19 protein-coding genes are annotated in these 20,758 nt (G+C 68.0%); 11 read left to right on the top strand and 8 right to left on the bottom strand.

The window, feature by feature from the left end; translation table 11 throughout:
• Positions 1-42: 42 nt before the first annotated feature.
• The 5 genes from ABD260_RS16655 to ABD260_RS16635 are packed head-to-tail and all read left to right on the top strand — an operon-like array spanning position 43 to position 4,876.
• A complete protein-coding gene (locus tag ABD260_RS16655) occupies positions 43-1,134 on the top strand; it encodes a ParA family protein (protein ID WP_344234453.1) in 1,092 nt (363 codons plus the stop codon).
• Positions 1,119-1,481: a hypothetical protein gene (locus ABD260_RS16650; protein WP_344234452.1), complete on the top strand. Its 363-nt coding sequence runs from the start codon at positions 1,119-1,121 to the stop codon at positions 1,479-1,481. Before ABD260_RS16655 ends, ABD260_RS16650 begins: the two co-directional genes overlap by 16 nt.
• A 2-nt stretch (positions 1,482-1,483) precedes the next feature.
• A complete protein-coding gene (locus tag ABD260_RS16645) occupies positions 1,484-2,638 on the top strand; it encodes a segregation and condensation protein A (RefSeq protein ID WP_344234451.1) in 1,155 nt (384 codons plus the stop codon).
• A complete protein-coding gene (gene scpB, locus ABD260_RS16640; protein ID WP_344234450.1) occupies positions 2,635-4,137 on the top strand; it encodes an SMC-Scp complex subunit ScpB in 1,503 nt (500 codons plus the stop codon). The genes ABD260_RS16645 and scpB overlap by 4 nt, the downstream gene beginning before the upstream one ends.
• A complete protein-coding gene (locus tag ABD260_RS16635; protein ID WP_344234449.1) occupies positions 4,127-4,876 on the top strand; it encodes a pseudouridine synthase in 750 nt (249 codons plus the stop codon). Before scpB ends, ABD260_RS16635 begins: the two co-directional genes overlap by 11 nt.
• 72 nt (positions 4,877-4,948) lie before the next feature.
• Here the strand turns inward: ABD260_RS16635 and ABD260_RS16630 are convergent, their stop codons facing one another.
• Positions 4,949-6,598 carry an APC family permease gene (locus ABD260_RS16630; protein WP_344234448.1) on the bottom strand — a complete coding sequence of 550 codons (1,650 nt, stop codon included), beginning with the start codon at positions 6,596-6,598 and terminating at the stop codon, positions 4,949-4,951.
• Between the two features lie 190 nt (positions 6,599-6,788).
• Here ABD260_RS16630 and ABD260_RS16625 point away from each other — a divergent pair, with 190 nt between their 5' ends.
• The 3 genes from ABD260_RS16625 to ABD260_RS16615 are packed head-to-tail and all read left to right on the top strand — an operon-like array spanning position 6,789 to position 9,933.
• Positions 6,789-7,898 (top strand): sugar ABC transporter substrate-binding protein, encoded by a 1,110-nt coding sequence (locus ABD260_RS16625; protein WP_344234447.1) that lies wholly within the window; start codon positions 6,789-6,791, stop codon positions 7,896-7,898.
• Positions 7,895-8,671, top strand: coding sequence for an ATP-binding cassette domain-containing protein (locus ABD260_RS16620; RefSeq protein ID WP_344234446.1), 777 nt, complete (start codon positions 7,895-7,897; stop codon positions 8,669-8,671). The genes ABD260_RS16625 and ABD260_RS16620 overlap by 4 nt, the downstream gene beginning before the upstream one ends.
• Positions 8,668-9,933, top strand: a complete 1,266-nt coding sequence (locus tag ABD260_RS16615; RefSeq protein ID WP_344234445.1) for a sugar ABC transporter permease — start codon at positions 8,668-8,670, stop codon at positions 9,931-9,933. Before ABD260_RS16620 ends, ABD260_RS16615 begins: the two co-directional genes overlap by 4 nt.
• A gap of 31 nt (positions 9,934-9,964) precedes the next feature.
• Here ABD260_RS16615 and ABD260_RS16610 read toward each other — a convergent pair whose 3' ends face one another.
• The 4 genes from ABD260_RS16610 to ABD260_RS16595 all read right to left on the bottom strand — a co-directional run bounded on the left by ABD260_RS16610 (position 9,965) and on the right by ABD260_RS16595 (position 13,637).
• Positions 9,965-10,318, bottom strand: coding sequence for a response regulator transcription factor (locus ABD260_RS16610; RefSeq protein WP_344234444.1), 354 nt, complete (start codon positions 10,316-10,318; stop codon positions 9,965-9,967).
• Positions 10,319-10,390: 72 nt separating this feature from the next.
• Positions 10,391-11,752, bottom strand: a complete 1,362-nt coding sequence (locus ABD260_RS16605; protein ID WP_344234443.1) for a sensor histidine kinase — start codon at positions 11,750-11,752, stop codon at positions 10,391-10,393.
• Positions 11,753-11,790: 38 nt separating this feature from the next.
• Positions 11,791-12,447 carry a response regulator gene (locus tag ABD260_RS16600; RefSeq protein ID WP_344234442.1) on the bottom strand — a complete coding sequence of 219 codons (657 nt, stop codon included), beginning with the start codon at positions 12,445-12,447 and terminating at the stop codon, positions 11,791-11,793.
• Positions 12,448-12,524: 77 nt separating this feature from the next.
• Positions 12,525-13,637: an alpha/beta hydrolase gene (locus tag ABD260_RS16595; RefSeq protein WP_344234441.1), complete on the bottom strand. Its 1,113-nt coding sequence runs from the start codon at positions 13,635-13,637 to the stop codon at positions 12,525-12,527.
• Between the two features lie 159 nt (positions 13,638-13,796).
• Here ABD260_RS16595 and pafA point away from each other — a divergent pair, with 159 nt between their 5' ends.
• The 3 genes from pafA (at position 13,797) to ABD260_RS16580 (ending at position 18,003) form a co-directional block, all read left to right on the top strand.
• A complete protein-coding gene (pafA, locus tag ABD260_RS16590) occupies positions 13,797-15,158 on the top strand; it encodes a Pup--protein ligase (RefSeq protein WP_344234440.1) in 1,362 nt (453 codons plus the stop codon).
• A 282-nt stretch (positions 15,159-15,440) separates the two neighbouring features.
• The gene (locus ABD260_RS16585; RefSeq protein WP_344234439.1) at positions 15,441-16,850 is read left to right on the top strand and encodes a hypothetical protein; all 1,410 of its coding nucleotides are present in this window, start codon (positions 15,441-15,443) and stop codon (positions 16,848-16,850) included.
• Positions 16,851-17,031: 181 nt separating this feature from the next.
• Positions 17,032-18,003: an FKBP-type peptidyl-prolyl cis-trans isomerase gene (locus tag ABD260_RS16580; protein WP_344234438.1), complete on the top strand. Its 972-nt coding sequence runs from the start codon at positions 17,032-17,034 to the stop codon at positions 18,001-18,003.
• A gap of 55 nt (positions 18,004-18,058) precedes the next feature.
• Here the strand turns inward: ABD260_RS16580 and ABD260_RS16575 are convergent, their stop codons facing one another.
• The 3 genes from ABD260_RS16575 to ABD260_RS16565 form a co-directional block, all read right to left on the bottom strand.
• The gene (locus ABD260_RS16575) at positions 18,059-18,556 is read right to left on the bottom strand and encodes a hypothetical protein (protein WP_344234436.1); all 498 of its coding nucleotides are present in this window, start codon (positions 18,554-18,556) and stop codon (positions 18,059-18,061) included.
• A gap of 91 nt (positions 18,557-18,647) precedes the next feature.
• The gene (locus tag ABD260_RS16570; protein ID WP_344234434.1) at positions 18,648-19,634 is read right to left on the bottom strand and encodes a hypothetical protein; all 987 of its coding nucleotides are present in this window, start codon (positions 19,632-19,634) and stop codon (positions 18,648-18,650) included.
• On the bottom strand, positions 19,631-20,704 hold the full coding sequence (locus ABD260_RS16565; RefSeq protein ID WP_344234433.1) for a DUF3866 family protein: 1,074 nt from the start codon (positions 20,702-20,704) through the stop codon (positions 19,631-19,633). The genes ABD260_RS16570 and ABD260_RS16565 overlap by 4 nt, the downstream gene beginning before the upstream one ends.
• Positions 20,705-20,758 lie beyond the last annotated feature (54 nt).

Below are 20,758 nucleotides of genomic sequence, written 5' to 3'. Positions count from 1 at the left end.
GTCGCTGGGATCGCCCGTATCGGTTGAAAGGTTTGACGAGTCATGAACGAGTCGACATTCCCGGGCACCGAGAACGAGATGGGCCGCCTGCCGGAGCAGTTTTCCGCCCCGGAGCAGGTCCAGCCGATCAGCGCGCCACCCAGCCCGACCAGCAACCCAGGGATCAGCCCGGAACGACCGGCCCAGCCGCCGGCCCGGGCCCTGCCCGACAACTATGCGGAGATGCCGAAGCCGACGGCCAAGCTCACCGCGGAGGACCTCGCACCCGTGAACGACCCCAACGGTCCGCGTCACAAGATCGGACCGACCGGCCGGCCGCTGCCGGACCTACCGGAACCGTTGCCGCCGACCAAGACCGGACCGGCGCAGGTCATCGCGATGTGCAACCAGAAGGGCGGCGTCGGCAAGACCACCACGACGATCAACCTCGGCGCGGCGATCGCCGAGACCGGTCGCAAGGTGCTGCTGATCGACTTCGACCCGCAGGGGTCCGCGTCGATCGGCCTCGGCGTCCAGCCGCACGACCTCGAGCTGTCGGTGTACAACCTGCTGATGCAGCGCGACATCACCGCCGACGAGGTGATCCAGCCGACCCGGGTGGAGAACCTCGACCTGCTGCCGGCCAACATCGACCTGTCCGCCGCCGAAGTGCAACTGGTCCAGGAGGTCGCCCGCGAGTACACGCTGCAGCGCGTCCTGGACCCGATCATCCCGCTCTACGACGTGATCCTGATCGACTGCGCCCCGTCGCTCGGTCTGCTCACGGTGAACGCGCTGACCGCGTCGAACGGCATCGTGGTACCGCTGGAGTGTGAGTTCTTCGCGCTCCGCGGGCTGGCGATGCTGACCGACACGATCGCCAAGGTCCAGGACCGGCTGAACCCGAAGCTGGAGATCGTCGGCATCCTCGGCACCATGTTCGACGGGCGTACGACGCACGCCCGGGAGGTACTGGACCGGGTGGTCCAGGCCTTCGACGAACGCGTCTTCCACACCGTCATCCGGCGTACCGTGAAATTCCCCGAGACGACTGTCGTCGGCGAACCGATCACCACGTACGCCCCGTCATCGAGCGCGGCCTCCCAGTACCGCGATCTCGCCAAGGAGGTGCTGGCGCGTTGTCCCGCCGGGTGAGCCTGCCAGGTGCCAGTGAACTCTTCGGGGGTGCGGCACCGAAGCAGACCCAACCCGAGAAGCGCACCACCACTGACGGGCCGGCGACCACCGTCCGGTCCCGTACGGCCGTCGTCGACGAACGTAAGTCAAGTGGTCGAATTCGGCACGACACGAAGATCACCGTGTACGTGACCGAAGAAGAGCTGATCGGTTTGGAGAAGACCAGACTCGCGCTCCGCGAGGAGCACGGCCTGAACGCCGACCGGGGCCGGATCGTCCGGGAGGCGATCGACGTGCTGCTCGCCGACTTCGTCGACCACGGACCGGACTCGGTGCTGGTACGGCGGCTGAAGGCGTCGGAGTGACGGTGTCCTCGGACCCGCCCGCCGGCGCCGAGGAGCTCCCGGCAGTTGCCGAGGGCAAGGGGTTCAGTGTCCATCTGGTCAACTTCGAGGGTCCGTTCGACCTGCTGCTGCAGCTGATCAGCAAGCACAAGCTGGACATCACCGAGATCGCGCTGTCGGTCATCACCGACGACTTCATCGCGCACATCAAGGCGCTCGGCTCCGAGTGGGACCTCGACCAGACGTCGGAGTTCCTGCTGATCGCGGCCACGCTGCTCGACCTGAAGGCGGCGCGGTTGCTGCCCAAGGGCGAGGTCGAGGACGACGAGGACCTGGCGTTGCTGGAGGCGCGCGACCTGCTGTTCGCGCGGCTGCTGCAGTACCGGGCGTTCAAGCAGATCGCGGCGCTGGTCAAGGACCGGATGGAGCACGAGTCGCGGCGGTTCCCGCGGGCGGTCGGCGTCGAGCCGCGGTTCGCGGAGCTGTTGCCGGAGGTGCTGCTCGGGATCGATCCGGCCGAGTTGGCGGCGCTGGCCGCGAAGGCGATGGCGCCCAGGAACGACGTACCCCCGGGGGTGTCGCTGGCGCACCTGCACGCGCCGGCCGTCACGGTCCGCGAACAGGCCGAGGTGATTGTCGACCGCCTCCGCCGGCAGCGCAGCGCGACCTTCCGGTCCCTTGTCGCTGATTCACCTGACACTGTCACTACTGTTTGCCGGTTCTTGGCGCTGCTCGAGCTGTTTCGCGAGGCGGCTGTGACGTTCGACCAGGTGACGCCGCTGGGCGAGCTGACCATCCGCTGGACCGGCACCGACGAAGGGGCGATCGCGGTCAGCGACGAGTTCGACGAACTCCTCAAACCGGCTGACGAGTCCGGCGAAGCCCCCCAGGTCTCCGACGACCAAGACTTCCTGGAACCAGGCGAAAGCCACACCGCCCCCGAAGACGATTCCCCGCCAGAAGGCTCGGCGGCACACAGCAGCCGAACAGACGAACCCCGAGCAGACGCCGGCCGTGCAGACGATCCCTCAGCAGGCGCCGGCCGTGCAGACGAACTCCGAGCAGGCGCCGCTGCGGCAAACGTCACTGCAGCGGACTTCACCGCATCCACCCCCGGCCCATCCAGCCCCGGCCCATCCACCACCGACCCAGCCAACTCCGAGACGGCGGACCAGTGACCAACCCCGACCCCACCCCCACACCCGCCGCCCCGGACGAGACAGCCGCGCCAACCACCACCCCCGACGCGACACACACGTCGTCAACCGCCCCCGACGAGGCAGCCGCGCCGACCGCCACCTCCGACGCGACGGACACGTCGTCAACCACCCCGGACGAGACAGTTCTGTCGGCGAGCGCCGCGCCCGGCGAGATAGCTCCGTCGGCAAGCGGCGCGACGGACGAGGCGGGTGAGTTGTCTGGCGATGGGGTGACCGGGGACTCGCCGAACACCTCCGCTGACACCACCGGAGCAAGCGACGCAGGCACCGACGACCTGGCTGAAGCGCCCGACACGGGCGCGGGGGATGAGGTTGAGGGGGCGGCTGTTGTGGAGGGGGAGGGGCAGACTGCTCTGGTGGTGGGGGATGAGGGGGTTGTTGATGACGGGACGATGCGGCGGGCGCTTGAAGCTATTTTGATGGTTACGGATGAGCCGTTGCCGGTGTTGACGTTGGCGCGGGCGGTGGGGCGGCCGGTGGGGGATGTGGCGGAGGCGCTGGCGGGGTTGTCGGCTGAGTACACCGAGCAGGGGCGTGGGTTTGACCTGCGTGAGGTGGGCGGTGGCTGGCGGTACTACACCCGCGCCGAAGCCGCGGCGTACGTCGAACGCTTTGTCCTCGACGGGCAGCAGGCGCGGCTGACCCAGGCGGCGCTGGAGACGCTCGCGGTGGTCGCGTACAAGCAGCCGGTCAGCCGCGCGCGGGTCTCGGCGATCCGGGGCGTGAACGTCGACGGGGTGATGCGTACGCTCGTCGCCCGCGGTCTGGTCGAAGAAGCCGGTGCTGATACCGAATCCCAGGCGACGTTGTACCGCACCAGCACGTACTTCCTGGAACGGATGGGAATGCAGTCCCTCGACGACCTTCCGGAACTCGCTCCGTATCTGCCCGAAATGGACGACATAGAAGAAGAACTGGCCGCCCAAGCACTGCCTGAAGCACCTGCGGACGTCGAGTCCGATCAGACCGAGCCGGACCAGACTGGCGAACAACCGACGCTCACCTCCGAGAGCCCTTCGGCTGAAGGTTCCGACGAGACCCCTGATGACGCACTCGGTGATCCGGCCGGTGAAGCAGCGGGTGATGCAGCTGGTGAAGGGGGAGGGGATGTCCCCCAGGGCGCTGGTTCTGACGGCGATGGCGTCGGTGAAGGCGATGACGCCGCGGCCGGCGGTGGGCTCGCGGACGAGGGCGCGGATTGCGTACGCGGTGACGGCGCGGATGATGTTGCCGAGGACGAGATCGCCGGTGAGGACGGACCCGATGCCGAGCCGGACGCTGGTGTGAGCGACCGCGGGATCGACGGGGATCTGGTTGCTGGGGAGCCGACCGGTGGTGAGGTTGGGGATGCGGTGAGCGTCGCGGAGGACGAGCACAGCGCGGGGCGTACTGCCGGGGTTGATGGGGATTTGATCGAGTCGGCTGGGCGGGTGGATGGGGTGCGGGATGGGGGATGAGGCGCGTGGTTCGGGTGACGGGGTTCGGTTGCAGAAGGTGCTGGCTCGGGCGGGGGTGGCTTCGCGGCGGAATGCGGAGTTGCTGATCGAGGAAGGGCGCGTCGAGGTCGACGGGCGGGTGGTGACCGAGTTCGGGGTGCGGGTCGATCCTGAGGTTGCGGTGATCCGGGTCGACGGGGAGCGGATTCCGCCGGTCAGTGCGAACGTTTACCTGGTACTCAACAAACCACGTGGTGTCGTCACCACGATGTCCGATCCGCAAGGACGCCCGTGCATCACCGACTATGTACAGGATCGCCCGGAGCGGCTGTTCCACATCGGCCGGCTGGACACCGATACGGAAGGGTTGTTGCTGCTCACCAATCACGGTGAGTTCGCGCACCGCCTGGCGCACCCGTCGTACGAGGTGTCCAAAACGTACGTCGCCGAGGTGGACGGCAACGTGAAACCGGCCGCCCTGCGCCGCCTGCTGGACGGCGTCGACCTGGAAGACGGTCCAGCCCGCGCCGACACGGTGAAGGTCGTCTCCACGGTCCCGGGGCGTACGTTGATCGAGATGTCCTTGCACGAGGGCCGCAACCGGATCGTACGCCGGATGTTCGACGCGGTCGGCCACCCGGTGAAGCGGCTGACCCGCACCGCGATCGGCCCCGTACGCCGCGGCAACCTCCACACCGGCGAACTGCGCGACCTCGACCCGAAAGAACTCGGCCAACTGCTGGACTTGGTCGATCTCTGAAACGCTAGCCCCTCAGATGACGGGTTGCCCCCTGAGAATCCGAGGGGGCAACCCGCCATCTGAGGGGCCAACCTACGGCTGCAGGGTGGCTTCCTCGGGGACGACGACCTGGTCGATCATCGTTTGGATGCGGTCGGCCGGGAGTGCTACGGCCATGGCCCAGAAGTAGATGATCAGGCTGAAGACGGCTACCGCGAGGATGTCCCACCAGAGCGGGAACCACGGGTGCTTGAGTGGCCCGAAGTCGCTCAGGTACACGATCAGGCCCATCCCGACCAGGTACACCGGCAGCCACTGCGCGGCGCGGAGGTCGAGTTGCGGGGTGATCGGGTTCAGCTTGAACACCCGGTTGCCGATCAGGATGACGTACCCGATCAGGATCGCGATGCCGAGCTTCCAGTCGGTGTCCCAGCCCGACCACAGGATCAGCAGGTTGGCGACCACGAACGCCAGCGGCGACAGCCAGGTCGCACCGGGCAGCCGGTACGGGCGGTGCGCGGCGGGCAGCCGGTTCCGGAACACGCCGAGGGACAACGGCGCACCGGCGTACATCAGCACGCTCGCGCTGGTGATCAACCCGACCAGCGACCGCCAGCTCGGGAACGGCAGGAAGCAGACGCAGCCGATGACGAACGCGGCGATCAGCCCGACCCACGGTACGCCGCGGCGGTTGGTCCGCTCGAACACCGACGGTACGTACCCGTTGCGGCTCAGCCCGTACGAGACCCGCGAACTGCCCGTGATGTAGATCAGGCCGGTACCACCTGGCGAGATGATCGCGTCCAGGTAGAGGATCGTCGCCAGCCAGCCGAGACTTGCCAGCGTCGCGACCTGTGCGAACGGCCCGGTCAGCGTGGTGAACGCGGCGGTCGCCCAGGTGCCCTTGACCTGGTCGGCCGGCAGTGCGGCCAGGAACACGACCTGCAGCAGGATGTAGATGATCGCGCCGATCACGATCGACCCGATCACCGCCCGCGGGATGTCGCGTTTCGGGTTGCTGCTCTCACCGGCCAGCTGGTCGGCCTGCTCGAACCCGAGCAGGGCGAAGATGATGCCGCTGGTCGACACCGCGCCCAGGATGCCCTTGGCCCCGTACGGGTTGAAGCCGTCGGCCGCGGTGAAGTTGCTGCCGTGGAACTGGGCGATCGCCAGTACGAAGATGGTCAGCAGGGGAATGCCCACCTTCCACCAGGTCGCCACACTGTTGGTCCGGGCCAGCAACCGGATGCTGAGGAAGTTGATCGCCGTGATGGCCGCCATCAGGACGACCGCGACGACGATGCCGCTCCCGGTCAGGACGTGCTGGCCGTTCTTCGTCACCAGCCAGCCGTGACCGAACGAGTAGTGCTGGCCGTAGGTGATCATCGCGAGCACCTCGATCGGCGCCACGGTCGCGGCCTGCAGCCAGGAGAACCAGCCGAACGAGGCGCCGGCGGCACCACCGAACGCGTAGTGCGGGAAGCGCGCGGTGCCGCCGGAGACCGGGTACATCCCGCCCAGCTCGGCGTGCGTCAGCGCCAGGATGGTGATCGCGACACCACCGATGACCCACGAGATGATCGCCGCGGGTCCTGCGGTCGCCAGGGCGCCTTGCGCACCGAACAACCAGCCGGAGCCGATGATCGATCCCTCCGACGCCCAGATCAGCCCGACGAAACCGATGTCGCGCTTCAGTCCGGGCCGGCTCTGCTGTGCGGAGGGTTGTGCAGCGGAAATGGCCATATCCGCACCATCGCGCGGGGCGGCCGGTGGTGCAGTAACGCTGTCTGGAGACCTCACCCCCTGCTAGCAGGTACGGCCCGGTACCGCTGGTGGGCAGTGGATTTTGCGGCCTGCTGCGAGGACGCGACCGGGTCTGGGAACGCATCCTGGCGGGGAGGACAACCCTGCGGCGATCATGAAGGACGCACCGATGCGAACATCATCCAGAGCAGTCGCGCTCACCGGGACCACCCTGGCACTCCTGGCCGGTCTTGTTGCCTGCGGCAACAGCAACAACAACTCGTCGTCGAGTGGCGGCAGTAGCGCGCCACCGGCGAACACGAAGGTCGGCATCCTGCTTCCGGACACGGCGTCCTCGCCGCGCTGGGTGTCCGCGGACCCGAACGAACTCCGCAAGCAGTGCACGGACAACAAGCTGACGTGTTACATCGACAACGCCAACGGCGGCGCGACCACCATGCAGTCGCAGGCCCAGGCGCTGATCAACAAAGGTGTCGGCGTGCTGCTGGTGACGAACCTCGACTCCGGCTCCGGCAAGGCGATCGAGTCGCTGGCCAAGCAGCACAACGTGGTCACGATCGACTACGACCGGCTCACCGCCGGTGGGTCCGCGGCGTACTACGTCTCGTTCGACAACGTGAAGGTCGGTGAGGACCAGGGCAAGGCGCTGACGTCCTGTCCGCAGGTCACGGGCAAGTCGGCGGTCGGGTACGTCGACATCGACGGCGCGCCGACCGACAACAACGCCACCCTGTTCGCGCAGGGGTACAACTCGGTGCTGTCGAAGCAGACCGGCTGGACCAAGCTGGCCGAGCAGACCGGCAACTGGGATCCGGCGACCGCGCAGACCGTGTTCACCACCATGCTCGGCCAGCACCCGACCCTCGGCGCGGTGATGGTGGCGAACGACACCATGGCGCAGTCGGTGATCAACGTACTGAAGTCGCAGAACCTGGCCGGCAAGGTGGCGGTGTCCGGACAGGACGCGACCGCGGGCGGTCTGGGCAACGTGATGGAAGGCACCCAGTGCTTCACGATCTACAAGCCGGTCGCCGGTGAGGCGGACGTCGCGATCAAGCTGGCCGGCGAGATCCTGTCCGGCCAGAAGCCGACCGCTCCGGCGACGATCAAGGACCCGACGACCGGGCGCGAGGTTCCTTCGTACCTGGCGTCGCCGACCGTGATCACGAAGAAGAACGTGGCGCTGCCGGTGACGGACGGGTACGAGACCGCGGCGTCGGTGTGTCCGACGCCCGCGCTGCGCAAGCTGTGCACCGAGAACGGTATCCACACGCCGTGAGAACGCTCGAACTGCAGGGCATCGGCAAGTCGTTCGGTCCGGTCGTGGCGCTGAAGTCGGTGGACTTCGGCGCCGAGGCCGGTGACGTGACCGCTCTGGTCGGGGACAACGGGGCGGGCAAGTCGACGCTGGTCAAGTGCATCGGTGGCATCCACCGGATCGACACCGGCGAGGTCCTGATCGACGGTACGGCGCAGCACCTGCACGAACCGCGGGACGCGGCGCATCTCGGGATCGAGATCGTCCACCAGGACCTGGCGTTGTGCGACAACCTCGATGTCGTCGGCAACATGTTCCTCGGTCGGGAACGCGTCGGCCGGCTGCACACGCTGGACGAGAACGCGATGGAGCAGATGGCCCGCGAGACCCTGACGTCGCTGTCGGTCCGGACGGTCCGTTCGGTCCGGCAGAAGGTGGCCAGCCTGTCCGGTGGCCAGCGGCAGACGGTCGCGATCGCCAAGTCCGTGCTGTGGAGTTCGAAGATCGTGATCCTGGACGAGCCGACCGCGGCCCTCGGGGTGGCGCAGACCGAACAGGTGCTGGAACTGGTCCGCCGGCTCGCCGATCGCGGCGTGGCGGTGGTGCTGGTGTCGCACAACATGAACGACGTGATGCAGGTCGCCGACTCGATCGCAGTGCTGTTCCTGGGCCGGATGGCCACCCAGGTCCGGCGGTCCGACGTGACCCAGACGCAGGTCGTCGAGCTGATCACCTCCGGCCGGTCGGGTGACCTCGGTCTGCCGGGGGCCGAGTCGATCGGAGCATCGGCGTGAACGCGGTCCTGACCGAGAAGGCACCCCAGCATCAGCCGGCCCCGAGTGCGCTGGCCGAGTACCTCCGGGAGTACGTGGCGCGGCTGCGCGGCGGCGAGCTGGGCTCGGCGCCGGCGGTGGTCGGGCTGATCGTGATCACGGCGTTCTTCGCGATCGTGCACCAGGGCTTCCTGAGCGCGTACAACCTCGAGGCGCTGGTGATCCAGGCGGCGCCGATCATCGTGATGGCGATGGGCCTGGTCTTCGTCCTGCTGCTGGGCGAGATCGACCTGTCCGCGGGGACGACCGGCGGGTTGTGCTCGGCGATCATGGCGGTGCTGCTGCTGCGGCACGGCTGGCTCTGGTGGCTGGCGATCCTGGCTGCGCTGGCCGCGGGGCTGGCGATCGGCTTCGTGATGGGGTGGCTGCGGTCAAGGGCGGGCATCCCGTCCTTCGTGATCACGCTGGCGACCTTCCTCGCGTTCCAGGGGGCGACCCTGATCCTGGTCGGTGGTCAAGGCTCGGTGATCCTGCCGGCCGGGTCGCCGCTGATCAACCTGGAGAACAGCTTCGTGCCGTTGTGGCTGGGCTGGACCCTGCTCGGCGTGTTCGTCCTGGGGTATGCCGCGGTGAAACTGGGTGATGCGCAGGCCCGGCGCCGTAACGGACTGACCGCGACCCCGGTCGTGGTGATCGTTTCGAAGGTGCTCGGGGTGGCTGTTCTCGGGGCCGCGTTCACCTACGAGATGGGGAAGAACCGGAACCTGATCACCAACGCGTTCTTCAGCAGCAAGGCACAGGGCGAGCCGTGGGTGGTCGTCCTGCTGATGGTGTTGTTCGTGGTCTGGCATTTCGTGCTCAGCCGGACCCGGTACGGGCGGCATGTCTATGCCGTCGGGGGGAACGAGGAGGCGTCGCGGCGCGGTGGGGTCGCGGTCTCGCGGATCCGGATCTCGGTGTTCGTGATCTGCTCCGGGATGGCGGCCGTGTCCGGCCTCGTCGCGGCGTCCCTCCTGCAGTCGGTGCAGTCGAACGCCGGCGCCGGCAACACGCTGCTGCTGGCGGTCGGTGCCGCGGTGATCGGCGGTACCTCGCTGTTCGGCGGCCGTGGGCGGATGATCGACGCCGTACTCGGTGGCCTGGTGGTCGCGGTGATCATCAACGGGATGAGTGACCTGATCCAGGGTTCGAACTCGTCCGGCTACGAGTGGGTCGTCACCGGTGCCGTACTGCTGCTGGCGGCCGGGTTCGACGCGGTGGTCCGGCGCGGCAAGACTCTCTGATCAGCTGCCGGCTGGGGGTCAGTCGCCGGGGTCAGCCGTTGGTGAGCAACCGGCGGATGGCTCCGGCGGACAGGCTTGTCTTGGCGACGAAACCGATCGCGGGACTGGCGGCGATCAGGTCCGCGTAGTCCTGCTCGGCGTGACTGGAGATCAGGATCATCGGCGCCGACGTACCGGCCGCGTACAACCTGGTGATCAGCTCGAAACCGCTCTCACCGCCGAGGTCGATGTCGACGAGGACGACGTCCGGCCGCAGGTGCTGGACCAGGTCGGTGGCTTCGGCGGTACTGGTCGCCGTACCGACCACGGTCACGCCTTCGCGTACCAGCAGCCCGCGTGCCGCGTTCAGGAAGCGGCGGCTGTCGTCGACGATCACGCACCGCATGGCACCAGCATCGCAGCGCTTGGCGCCTCGTACATTCCTGCTGCCTGTACTGCTGCTGCAGTACCCGCGGTACTACAGTGCGATCGGCAACGAGACGGACAGCGTGGTGCCTTGTCCGGAAGGGCTTTCGACCACCAGCGTGCCGCCGAGCGCGGCCACCCGGTCGTCGAGTCCGACCAGCCCGGAGCCCTTCGCCGGGTCCGCGCCGCCGGTCCCGTCATCGCGTACGGACAACAGCAATCGATCAGTCGTCAAACGCACAACGACGTGGACGACGGACGCATCGGCGTGCTTTGCCGTGTTGGTGAGTGCTTCGGACACGACGTAGTACGCGGCGGCCTCGATCGGTGCCGGGAGCCGGGCGCCGACGTCGATCCGGACCTCGACCGGCACCTTGGACCGGCGCGCGAGCATCCGCACGGCCGGTCCGATCCCGCCTTGGGACAGGATCGCGGGATGGATGCCGCGGGCAAGCTCCCGGACCTCGTCGAGGGTCGCGGTCAGGCCGTTGGCGACGTCGTCCAGTTCCTCGGCCTGTCCGTTCAGGCTGCCGGCCTGGATCGCGCGGACGTCCAGCGCCAGCGAGACCAGCCGCTGCTGGATGCCGTCGTGCAGGTCGCGTTCGATCCGCCGCCGGGTCTCGTCGGACGACCGGACGATCCGGGCCCGGGACGCGGCCAGGTCGGCACTCGCCGCCCCGAGCGAACCGGCCATCGTGTTGAACGTCCGCTCCAGCGTACGGATCTCGCCGACGCCGGTCTCGGGGACCCGGACGGCGAGGTCGCCCGCGGCCAGCCGGTTCGCCATCTCGGCCGTGACCCGGACCGGGCGGACGATCGCGCGGGTCAGGTACACCGCGAAGCCGAGCACGAGGACGACGGTGCCGGCCAGCCCCATCACCGCTGCCACCACTGCCCGGTTGGCGATCATGTCGGTCTTCTGCTGCTGGGTCGTGGACAACTGCTGCTCGGACCTGATCAAGGTGTCCAGCACCGAACCGATGGCCGCGATCCGGTTGGTGCCCTCGGCCGTCACCGCCACGGACCTCGCCGAGTCTGGGTCCTGCCGGGCCGCTTCGATCGCAGGCAGCGAGTAGTCCAGCAGGTACGACGTGATGCGCTGGTTGGCCTCGTGCGCCTGGGCGACCTGGTCGGGGTTGTCGGCCACCAGCCGTTCCAGCGTCGACGTCTGTGCAGGCAGCTGAACCGCCGCGTCGCGCCACGGCTGCAGGAGCTTCTCCTGGCCGGTGATGACGAAGTCACGCTGTCCGGTGGCCAGATCGCTCACCAGGCTCTCCACCTGATGCGCGTTGGCGAGCACGATTCCGGTGTGCTGAGTCTGCTGCTCCGAGGTACGCAGCCCCTGCACCGAGATCAGCAGCACCACAAACCCCGATCCGACGAGCACCATCAGCAGCCCGCTCGCGGTCACCACTCGCCGCGAGACTCCGCCTCTTGCCCCGAAGCTGACGGTCACTGGCGTCCGCCTAGGAACATCAGCACGGCCAGTACGCGCCGGTGGTCGTCGTCGGTCTCCGGGAGGTCCAGCTTGGTGAGAATGCTACGGACGTGCTTCTCCACTGTTCCTTCGGTAACCCACAAGCGGCGAGCCACACCGGCGTTGGAGCGACCCTCCGCGACTAGCGACAGCACCTGTCGCTCGCGCTCGCTCAGTGCGGACAGCGGGTCGTTGCGGTGTTGCGTGTCGACCAGTTCCTGCACCACCGCCGGATCGACCACCGAGCCACCTCGTGCAACACGGCGCAGACTCTCCAGGAACTCCTCGACATCCGTGACCCGGCTCTTGAGCAGGTACCCCACACCATGCCCGGCCCCCATCAGTTGCAGGGCATGCTCCACCTCTACGTGCGCCGACAGCAGTAGTACCGCTGTCTCTGGGTACTCGCGGCGGATCACGTCCGCGGTGTCGAGTCCTTCGGTGGCATGTCCTGGTGGCATCCGGATGTCGACGATGACCAGGTCAGGCGCCTGTTCGCGGACCATCTCCAGCAGTTCGGGGCCGTCGCCTGCCGTACCGAGCACGCTGAAACCGGACCGGTCCAACAGGCTGGCCAGACCTTCACGCAGCAGTACGTCGTCGTCCGCTATCGCCACTCGGGTCCGGCTCACGTCCTACCCCCGCAGTGCAAGTTCCGCATGCCTGATGAATTCCAGTGTGGCACCGGATGTCCACCAGGCAATGACGGTCACTTGCTGTACAGCTTCGGTGCCTTTGGGTTCAGAAAGAACTCGCGGATCAGGCGCCGTACGGTGTGGCTCGCGTGTGGTGCAGTACCGACCAGCTTGGTGCGGGCGGCCGTAGTCATCAGGCCGGCGTGCTGCAGTTGCGGAGCGAAGGCGGCGTAGTCGGTCCAGATCCAGTGGTTCGCACGCGAGAGCTGTACACGGCGCACTGGTCCACCATGCGCCATCAGAGCAGACCAGGTCCGGTCAAACCGTGCATCCCGGAAGCCGTCCGTACCTGCTAGCAGCAGTGGTTTCTCGGTACCGTGCTGGGCGATCGGGTAGAGCTCACCGTCCAGCGTGTCCAGGTAGCCCTCCAAGTTGATCGCCGCTCGTACCAGCGGGTGCTCCAGCGCCACCGCAGCTGTCGCACCGCCGGCTGAGTGTCCGTAGCAACCCACCCGGCGGAGGTCGATCGGTAGGTGCAAATCGGACAGGTGGTCGAGTACGAACCGCAGGTCCGCGAAGCGCGTGTCCATCATGATGCGGGACTGCACTGGGTCCGTCTGTACATCCGGTGCGATCTCGATGACCCGCAGCCGCCCGTCCGGGAACACGACCTCGCTGGCTTCACCAGGGTGGTCGACTGTCACGACTATGAAGCCGTGACTGGCCAGGTCTTCGGCCACTGATGTGCCGATGGTGCGTGGGTCTGCTCCGCCTGGGCTGTAGAGCAGCGTGGGCCGGCGGCCGGGTGCAGCGGGTGCATCTACGTACGAGTGGGTCAGTGTGGCTGCCCAGTTCACTCCACTGGTTGGGAGCTCCGGGTGGAGCAGTCCGGCGTCCAAGCCCTTGAACACCTCCGCCCCGGCTGGTGCGAGTTGGGGACCGCGACAGTGGCCGCGTACGCCTGATGCTGGGTAGAAGACGGTGAGTGCGAGCTCTCGGGTCGCGGCACCGTTCCACGGGTCCTTGCGGTCGGTGTCGGTAAGTGCGCGGGTGGTGGTACCGACACGCCAGGGACCGGTCGGAGCCGGTAGCCGCAGCTTCAGATCAGTGGTCGCGGCCGAGGCCTGCAGGGGAATGGCGGCGGCCACTGCGCCGGCGGTTGTGGTGAGGAAGGTGCGTCGTCTCATGTGCCGACGCTGACAGGCTCCGGCGGCTCGGTCAGCAGGTGTGACCGCATCTCCACCTGGAGTTCAAGCCCCGGGTGGAGAGCATCAAAGGGGTAACGCCGGGGACGGCGCGCCTGAGACAGGGGACGGTTGTCGGAGGGGCGCCGTAGTGTGGGTGATGTGAACCGGCGAATCTTCGGTCTGGAGAACGAGTACGGCGTCACCTGTACGTTCCGCGGGCAGCGGCGACTGACCCCGGACGAGGTGGCGCGGTATCTGTTTCGGCGGGTCGTGTCCTGGGGGCGGAGCAGCAACGTGTTCCTCCGCAACGGGGCCCGGCTCTACCTCGACGTGGGCTCCCACCCGGAGTACGCGACCGGTGAGTGCGACTCGGTCACCGACCTGATCGCGCACGACAAGGCCGGTGAGCGGATCCTCGAGGGACTGCTGGTCGACGCGCAGAAGCGGCTGCACGACGAAGGCATCTTCGGCGACGTCTACCTGTTCAAGAACAACACCGACTCGGCCGGCAACAGCTACGGCTGCCACGAGAACTACCTGGTCTCGCGGCACGGCGACTTCGCCAAGCTCGCCGACGTGCTGATCCCGTTCCTGGTCACCCGGCAGCTGATCTGCGGCGCCGGCAAGGTGCTGCAGACGCCGCGCGGTGCCGTGTACTCGGTGTCGCAGCGGGCCGAGCACATCTGGGAAGGGGTCTCCAGCGCGACCACCCGGTCCCGGCCGATCATCAACACCCGCGACGAGCCGCACGCGGACGCCGAGCGGTTCCGCCGGCTGCACGTGATCGTCGGCGACTCGAACATGTCCGAGACCACCATGCTGCTCAAGGTGGCCAGCACCGACTTGGTGCTGCGGATGATCGAGGCCGGCATCGTGATGCGCGACCTGACCCTGGACAACCCGATCCGGGCGATCCGCGAGATCAGCCACGACATGACCGGCCGCCGCGAGGTCCGGCTGGCGAACGGGCGCGAGGCGTCGGCGCTGGACATCCAGACCGAGTACCTGACCAAGGCGCGCGACTTCGTCGACCGCCGCGAGCTGGGCACACCGGCCGTCGAGCGGGCGCTGTCGTTGTGGGAGCGGACGCTGAAGGCGATCGAGTCCGGCGACCTGACCGGGATCGAGCGCGAGATCGACTGGGTGATCAAGTACCGGCTGATCGAGCGGTACCGCGCGCAGAACAACCTCGGCCTGGCGTCGCCGCGGGTGGCGCAGCTCGACCTGGCGTACCACGACATCCACCGGCCGCGCGGGCTGTACTACCTGCTCGAGCGGAAGGGCGCCGTCACGCGGGTCGTCGACGACCTGCGGGTGTTCGAGGCCAAGTCGGTGCCGCCACAGACGACGCGGGCACGGCTGCGCGGCGAGTTCATCAAGCGCGCCCAGGAGCGCCGTCGCGACTTCACCGTCGACTGGGTCCACCTCAAACTGAACGACCAGGCCCAGCGCACCGTCCTCTGCAAGGACCCCTTCAAGTCCCACGACGAACGAGTCGAAAAGCTCATCTCCAGCATGTAGGGCGTACGGGTTAGCCCATCTGACGGGGACCGCGGACAGCTGGTCAGCTGTTTACGGTCCCCGTGGTCTGTTCGCGGTCCGGCAACTCGTCGCGGTCACTGTGTGCTGCCCTTTGGGTGGGAGGGGTGTCCGGTTGTGGCCAGGGTGATTGCAAGTGCACGTAGGGCGACGTCTTGTCGCAGTTGTGCGCATTGGCGAATACTCGATTGCAGGCCCGGCGGATCAGTTCAGGGGATCCGCCGGATGACATGAAACGATTCATTCTCCGGAAGGACGTCAACCATGACCTTGGAACCGACCGAGGCAGGCCGCTCGGACGCGCTGAGTCGCCGGAAGCTCCTGCAGCTGACCGGGGCAGGCGCAGGGGCGATGGCACTGGGTTCGCTGACCGCCGCCACCGCGTACGCAGGCGGAGCCGACGCACCTACTACCGGCGGAGCCGACCCCACCACCGCCAGCACTACCGCCCGGACAGGGCCGGCCGGGCCCACGCCGGAGCTGCTCAGCGGATCGACCTTCCCGGTCGGGCTGTGGGTGCCGCCGCCGGCGGAGCAGACGACGCTTGCGCGCTACCGGGAGGTGACCGACGCGGGGTTCACCTTCGCGACCTCCGTCGAGCAGCCGCAGACCGCGGAGTTTCAGGGCCGGGTGCTGCGGCTCGCCGAGCAGGCCGGGCTCAGCTGGCTCGCCACCGACGAACGACTCGTCAACATCTACAACCAGCAGCCGCCGGAGCAGTGGGGCCGGGTGGTCGACTCGGTGGTCGCGGACTACCGGCGGTACCCGGCGTGGGCCGGCTTCTACCTGTGGGACGAGCCCAACGCCGGCGTCTTCCCCAACCTCGGAAAGGTGGCCGCGCAGATCCGCCGCGCCGCGCCGACGAAGCTGCCGTACGTCAACCTGTTCCCGACCTATGCGAACGCGCAGCAGCTGGGCGCGCCGACGTACGAGGCCTATCTCGATCGCTACGTCGACGAGGCCGACCCGCAGTACATCTCCTACGACCACTACTCCGTGCTGAAGCCGGATGGCACCACCCCGGACTTCTTCATCAACCTGGCGGCGGTCCGGAACAAGTCCCTGGCCAGCGGGCTGCCGACCTGGGCGTTCATCCTCAGCTGCGAGCACAACCGGTACCGGTTGCCGAGCGAGGCCGATCTGTTCTGGCAGATCAACGTGAACCTCGCGTACGGGGCGAAGGGCATCCAGTACTTCACGTACTGGACGCCGAAGTACGACGAGTACATCGAGGCGCTGATCAGCAAGGCCGGCGAGCGTACGCCGCTCTACTACTCGGCGCAGAAGATCAACCGTACTCATCTGGCCACCGTCGGCGCCGAACTGCTGCCGCTGGTTTCGGAGACTGTCACGCACGCGAACGAGCCGGACCTGCCGGCCGGTGCGGCGGGCTTCACCGCGGACGCCTGGATCGCCGGCGCCCAGGGTTCGGCTGTCATCGTGAGCCGGTTCCGTGCCGGACACGGCAACCAACCCCACCGCTGGCTACTGGTGACGAACCGCAGCTACTCCGCGGCGGCGACCTCATCCCTGACCTTGGGCGCCGGTGTGCGAGCGGCTGAGTTCAAGCCGGCGTCACGCGAATACACCCCTGTCCGTACGAGCGGAGGCAACCTTCCGGTGCAGCTGGCTCCTGGCATGGCGAGGCTCTTCCGCCTGACGAAGCCGCGCTGACCGCGTTCGAGCCTGCCGGCGCAATCGTGACGCGCGCCGGCAGGTGACTGTACGTGGTGTGACGCAACGGTGACGCGACCGCCCAGCCTCCCGGTTGAACCCGCAAGCTAGGCTGGCCCGCGTTGTTGACCGGAGAGGCAAGCGGCGCATCGCGCGCCGGGATGGTTCGAGGTGCTGGTTCGTGCGCAAGTTGTTGAGTCTGGCCGTGGTCGCGGCGCTGGGGGCGTCCCTGGTGGCGTGCGGGTCGAGCAAGAAGGACGATTTCGGCGCCGCCGGGATCAAGGTGACCGCGGACTTCGGGCAGAAGCCGACCATCACGCACCGCGACGGTGACCCGGACACGCAGCTCGTCTCCGAGGTGCTGAAGCAGGGCGACGGGCCCGAGGTGAAGAAGGGCGAGCTGCTCACCGCGAACTACATCGGCCAGATCTGGCGCGACGGCAAGGTCTTCGACAACTCGTACGACCGCGGCGCGCCGTCGTCGTTCCCGATCGGCGTCGGTGGCGTCATCTCCGGCTGGGACGAGGGCCTGGTCGGCAAGAAGATCGGCAGCCGGGTGCTGCTCTCGATCCCGTCCGACAAGGGCTACAAGTCGGCCGGCAACGAGAAGGCCGGGATCAAGGGCGACGACACGCTGATCTTCGTCGTCGACCTGGTCGGCGCGGCCGCGAACAACACGCCGCTGGACGCGAACCCGGTGACCCCGTCGACCCCGACCAAGATCAAGGTCAGCGGCCCGCTGAACGCCGAGCCGAAGGTGACCGTGGACGCCGGCACCAAGCCGCCGGCGAAGCCGGGCAAGCCGGTCGTGTTCGCGCTCGGCAAGGGCAAGCCGATCGAGAAGGGCAGCCAGCTGGTCGGCCGCTACGTCGTGTACGACTACGCCGGCAAGAAGCAGGCCAGCACCTGGGACGGTCAGCCGGCCGCCAACGGTCAGCCCGCGCAGCCGGGCGCCCCGACCGACCAGCTCCAGGTCGGCCCGAGCCCGACCGGTCAGACCGGCTCGCTGGACGGCCTGGCCGGCATCCCGGTCGGCAGCCGCGTCCTGGTCGAGCTCCCGCCGTCGAAGGACCAGGCCGGCAAGGCGATCAACGCCTTCGCCGTGATCGACATCCTGAACGCGTTCCCGGCCCCGAAGCAGACCGGGCAGTAACTCCGAACACCCCGAAGGACCGGCTCCACGACAGGAGCCGGTCCTTTGGTCTGTCTCAGCGGGTGCGCCGGACGGCGCGGTGGCTGAACCAGCGGTTGGCGTCGGGCTGGAAGCTGAGCAGGATCGCGGTGATCACCGCGGTGAGGTGTACGCAGCGGATGACCGCGAAGGCGATGAACGACGCGGACCAGTGCACGGTGCCGAAGTCGCCGTTGTGCAGTAGCCAGTCGACCGGCCCGACCAGCAACGAGGCGATCCCGACCGTACCGAGCAGTCCGGCCAGCAACCAACGGGCCCATGCCACACCGGGCCGGAAATACCGGTCGACGACGACGAACAGTCCGCCGTACACGATCGCGCGGAAGGCGAGCTGGAAGAGCAGTCCGAAGACCGGTGTGCCGTCACCGATCGCTCCGAGCGCACCGAGAACCGATTCGGCCACCCCGGCGCCGATGGCGGTGAACCAGAGCGTGATCGCGCCGCGTACGGCCAGCGGGGGCTCTGGCCGGACTACGTCGTGGATCGTCAGGTGGCGGTGCTTGGTGCTGGTCATACCACTACTGTCGCCGCGCGCGCCCCCCAGATCAGGAGTGCTGCGACCCCACTCCAGGTAGAGCTGGATCTACCGCTCAGCCGGGCCGAACCTACCGCTCGAGGCTGGTCGAGCGGCGCTGCGGGCGAGGTGCGGCGGTTTGCTGGGGGATGGTTTCCGGGGTGGTGCGCGCGAGGATCGACTGGTTGGCGGCGACGTGCTCGTTGAAGGCGCGTTGGCCGGCTACGTACGCCATCACGTCGATGTCCTCGGGGAGTTTGACGGCTGCGTCGAAGATGCGGGCGTGGGCGGTGACCAGCAGGGTCCGGATCATCGCGTCGCCGCCGCGGACGTACTCCGGTCCCTGGTACAGGTAGTACTCGGCAGTGGTGAAGGCGAGTTGCGCGTCCGGATCGTCGACCAGGTCGGTGCGTCCGGCCGCGCGCTGGTTTTCCAGGTCGGCGAGCAGTCCGAACGCCTCACGTTGCAGAACAGAGCGGTCGGCGTCGAGGCCGGTGAGAGTGCAGTAGAAGCCGTCGACGGGTTTGGTCATCCCGTACTCACGGGCAGCCGCGCCGCCGCGGAGTAGCAGATTGCCGGGCATGGTGGCGCCGTCCGGCAGCGTGACCCGGTTCTGGAGCACTTCGAAGGCCGGCGCTTCATAGGCGAACCGGTTCTCGATCAGCTCGCCCAGCCGTGCGGACTGGCGGCTGGCGGGCGTCTCGGTGCCGGGTAGCAGCTCCCCGCGCTCGGGACGCATCTGGCTGCCTTCGCTGAGCAGTCCGCGCCCGAAGGAGTCCCGGATGGTGTCGTCCGCGATGCGCCGGCGGAACCATTCGGGCTCGGAGTTCGGACGTCTTCCTTCCGGCCGGTTGGCCAGCTCGTAGCGCCATTGCGCCAGGTCCCGGTAGAGCTGCAGGAACGCCATCGGCCGCATCGCCGGCTGCAGCCCGTCGAGGGTGCTGCCCAGCCGGCCGAGCGCTTGATTGGCCGCCGCGGCCTGGAGGTCGGCGAAGCGGGCCTGCTGGTCCCACTCGGCCGGATTGTTCGCCCGCTTGATCCGGGTCGGCATCGGGAAGCTGGCCGCGGTGATGATCATGGGCGGTCGATCAGGGCGGCTGCGTGGCGGCCGGCTGCGGCGGCGGCCTCGAAGTACGCGCGGTCTTCGTCCAGGCTGCGGCCCATCGTGGAGAGTTTCACTGGAGCCTCGCGCATCGCCTCGTACAAGCCGTCCACTCCGACGCGTACTACCCGGTGCCGCAGCTTCAGCGGCTCGGCAGCGTCCCGTACCGCGTCACCGAAGTCGCCAGGCAGGTCCGGTACGACGATGTCGGCCGGCTGCAGTGCCACCCGCCCGTACGCGGTCAGACTGTGGTGGGAGATCCCACGGTGGCGTGGACGTGGATCCGCCTCGGAGATGCGCAGTGATGCGACCGCGCGGCCGCCCAGGGTGCCAACCGCGTTGACCGCCTCGCCGGACTGCACTCCTGAGAAGCCCCAGCGCGTACCAGTACCCAGATTGCCCGGCCCCTGGGTGATGACAACAACCTCAGCCGCCAGTACCTGTACCGCGGTCAGCAGCCCGGTGTGCACAGTCACTGCCTCACGGTCGCCGCCGTACGCCTGGCCAACCGTGACTGTCCCGCTGAGCCAACCAGCGTCCCGCAGCGTCGCCACACTGCGGGAGAACGCTAGCGGCAGTGCACCGCCATCCGTCATCACATAGACGACCCGCGTACCCGGCCTGGCTTCGTACACGCCGGCAAGGACAGCTGGGAGAGCGGAGTGCAGATCTGCCACAACCACGGGCGTACCGAACAGGTCATCCGCATCACGCAGTACGTCATGGTCCGGCGAGTCCTGTTCGTCAGCACCGAGCACCATCGCCTGCAGCGGCGTGTACCGCGCCTTCACCAGGTGACCGTGCTCCGGCGGGTCCTCCGGAAGCCGGTCCGGTACGGCCACCACCAACGCGTACCCACCGGTGCCGAGACCGCGGTCCAGCGCGCCGACGTTGAGCAGCACTCGGTCACCGGCCACCGGCGTACCCACCAGCTCCGGGTACGCCAGGGCGCGTACGCTCTGCGCACCGACCGTCACGGTCAGTTCGACCGCCCCGGACCAGCTCCGTCCGACCGAATCCACCACACCGTCACGCCAACGAATCACACCGAGACCCTAGGGCATCTCGACCCGGGTCGAACCCGTGTTCGAAGTTTCCGT

The sequence above is a fragment of the Kribbella hippodromi genome (assembly GCF_039531045.1).
GTDB lineage: Bacteria > Actinomycetota > Actinomycetes > Propionibacteriales > Kribbellaceae > Kribbella > Kribbella hippodromi.
This window is presented reverse-complemented; position numbering and strand designations above follow the sequence as displayed.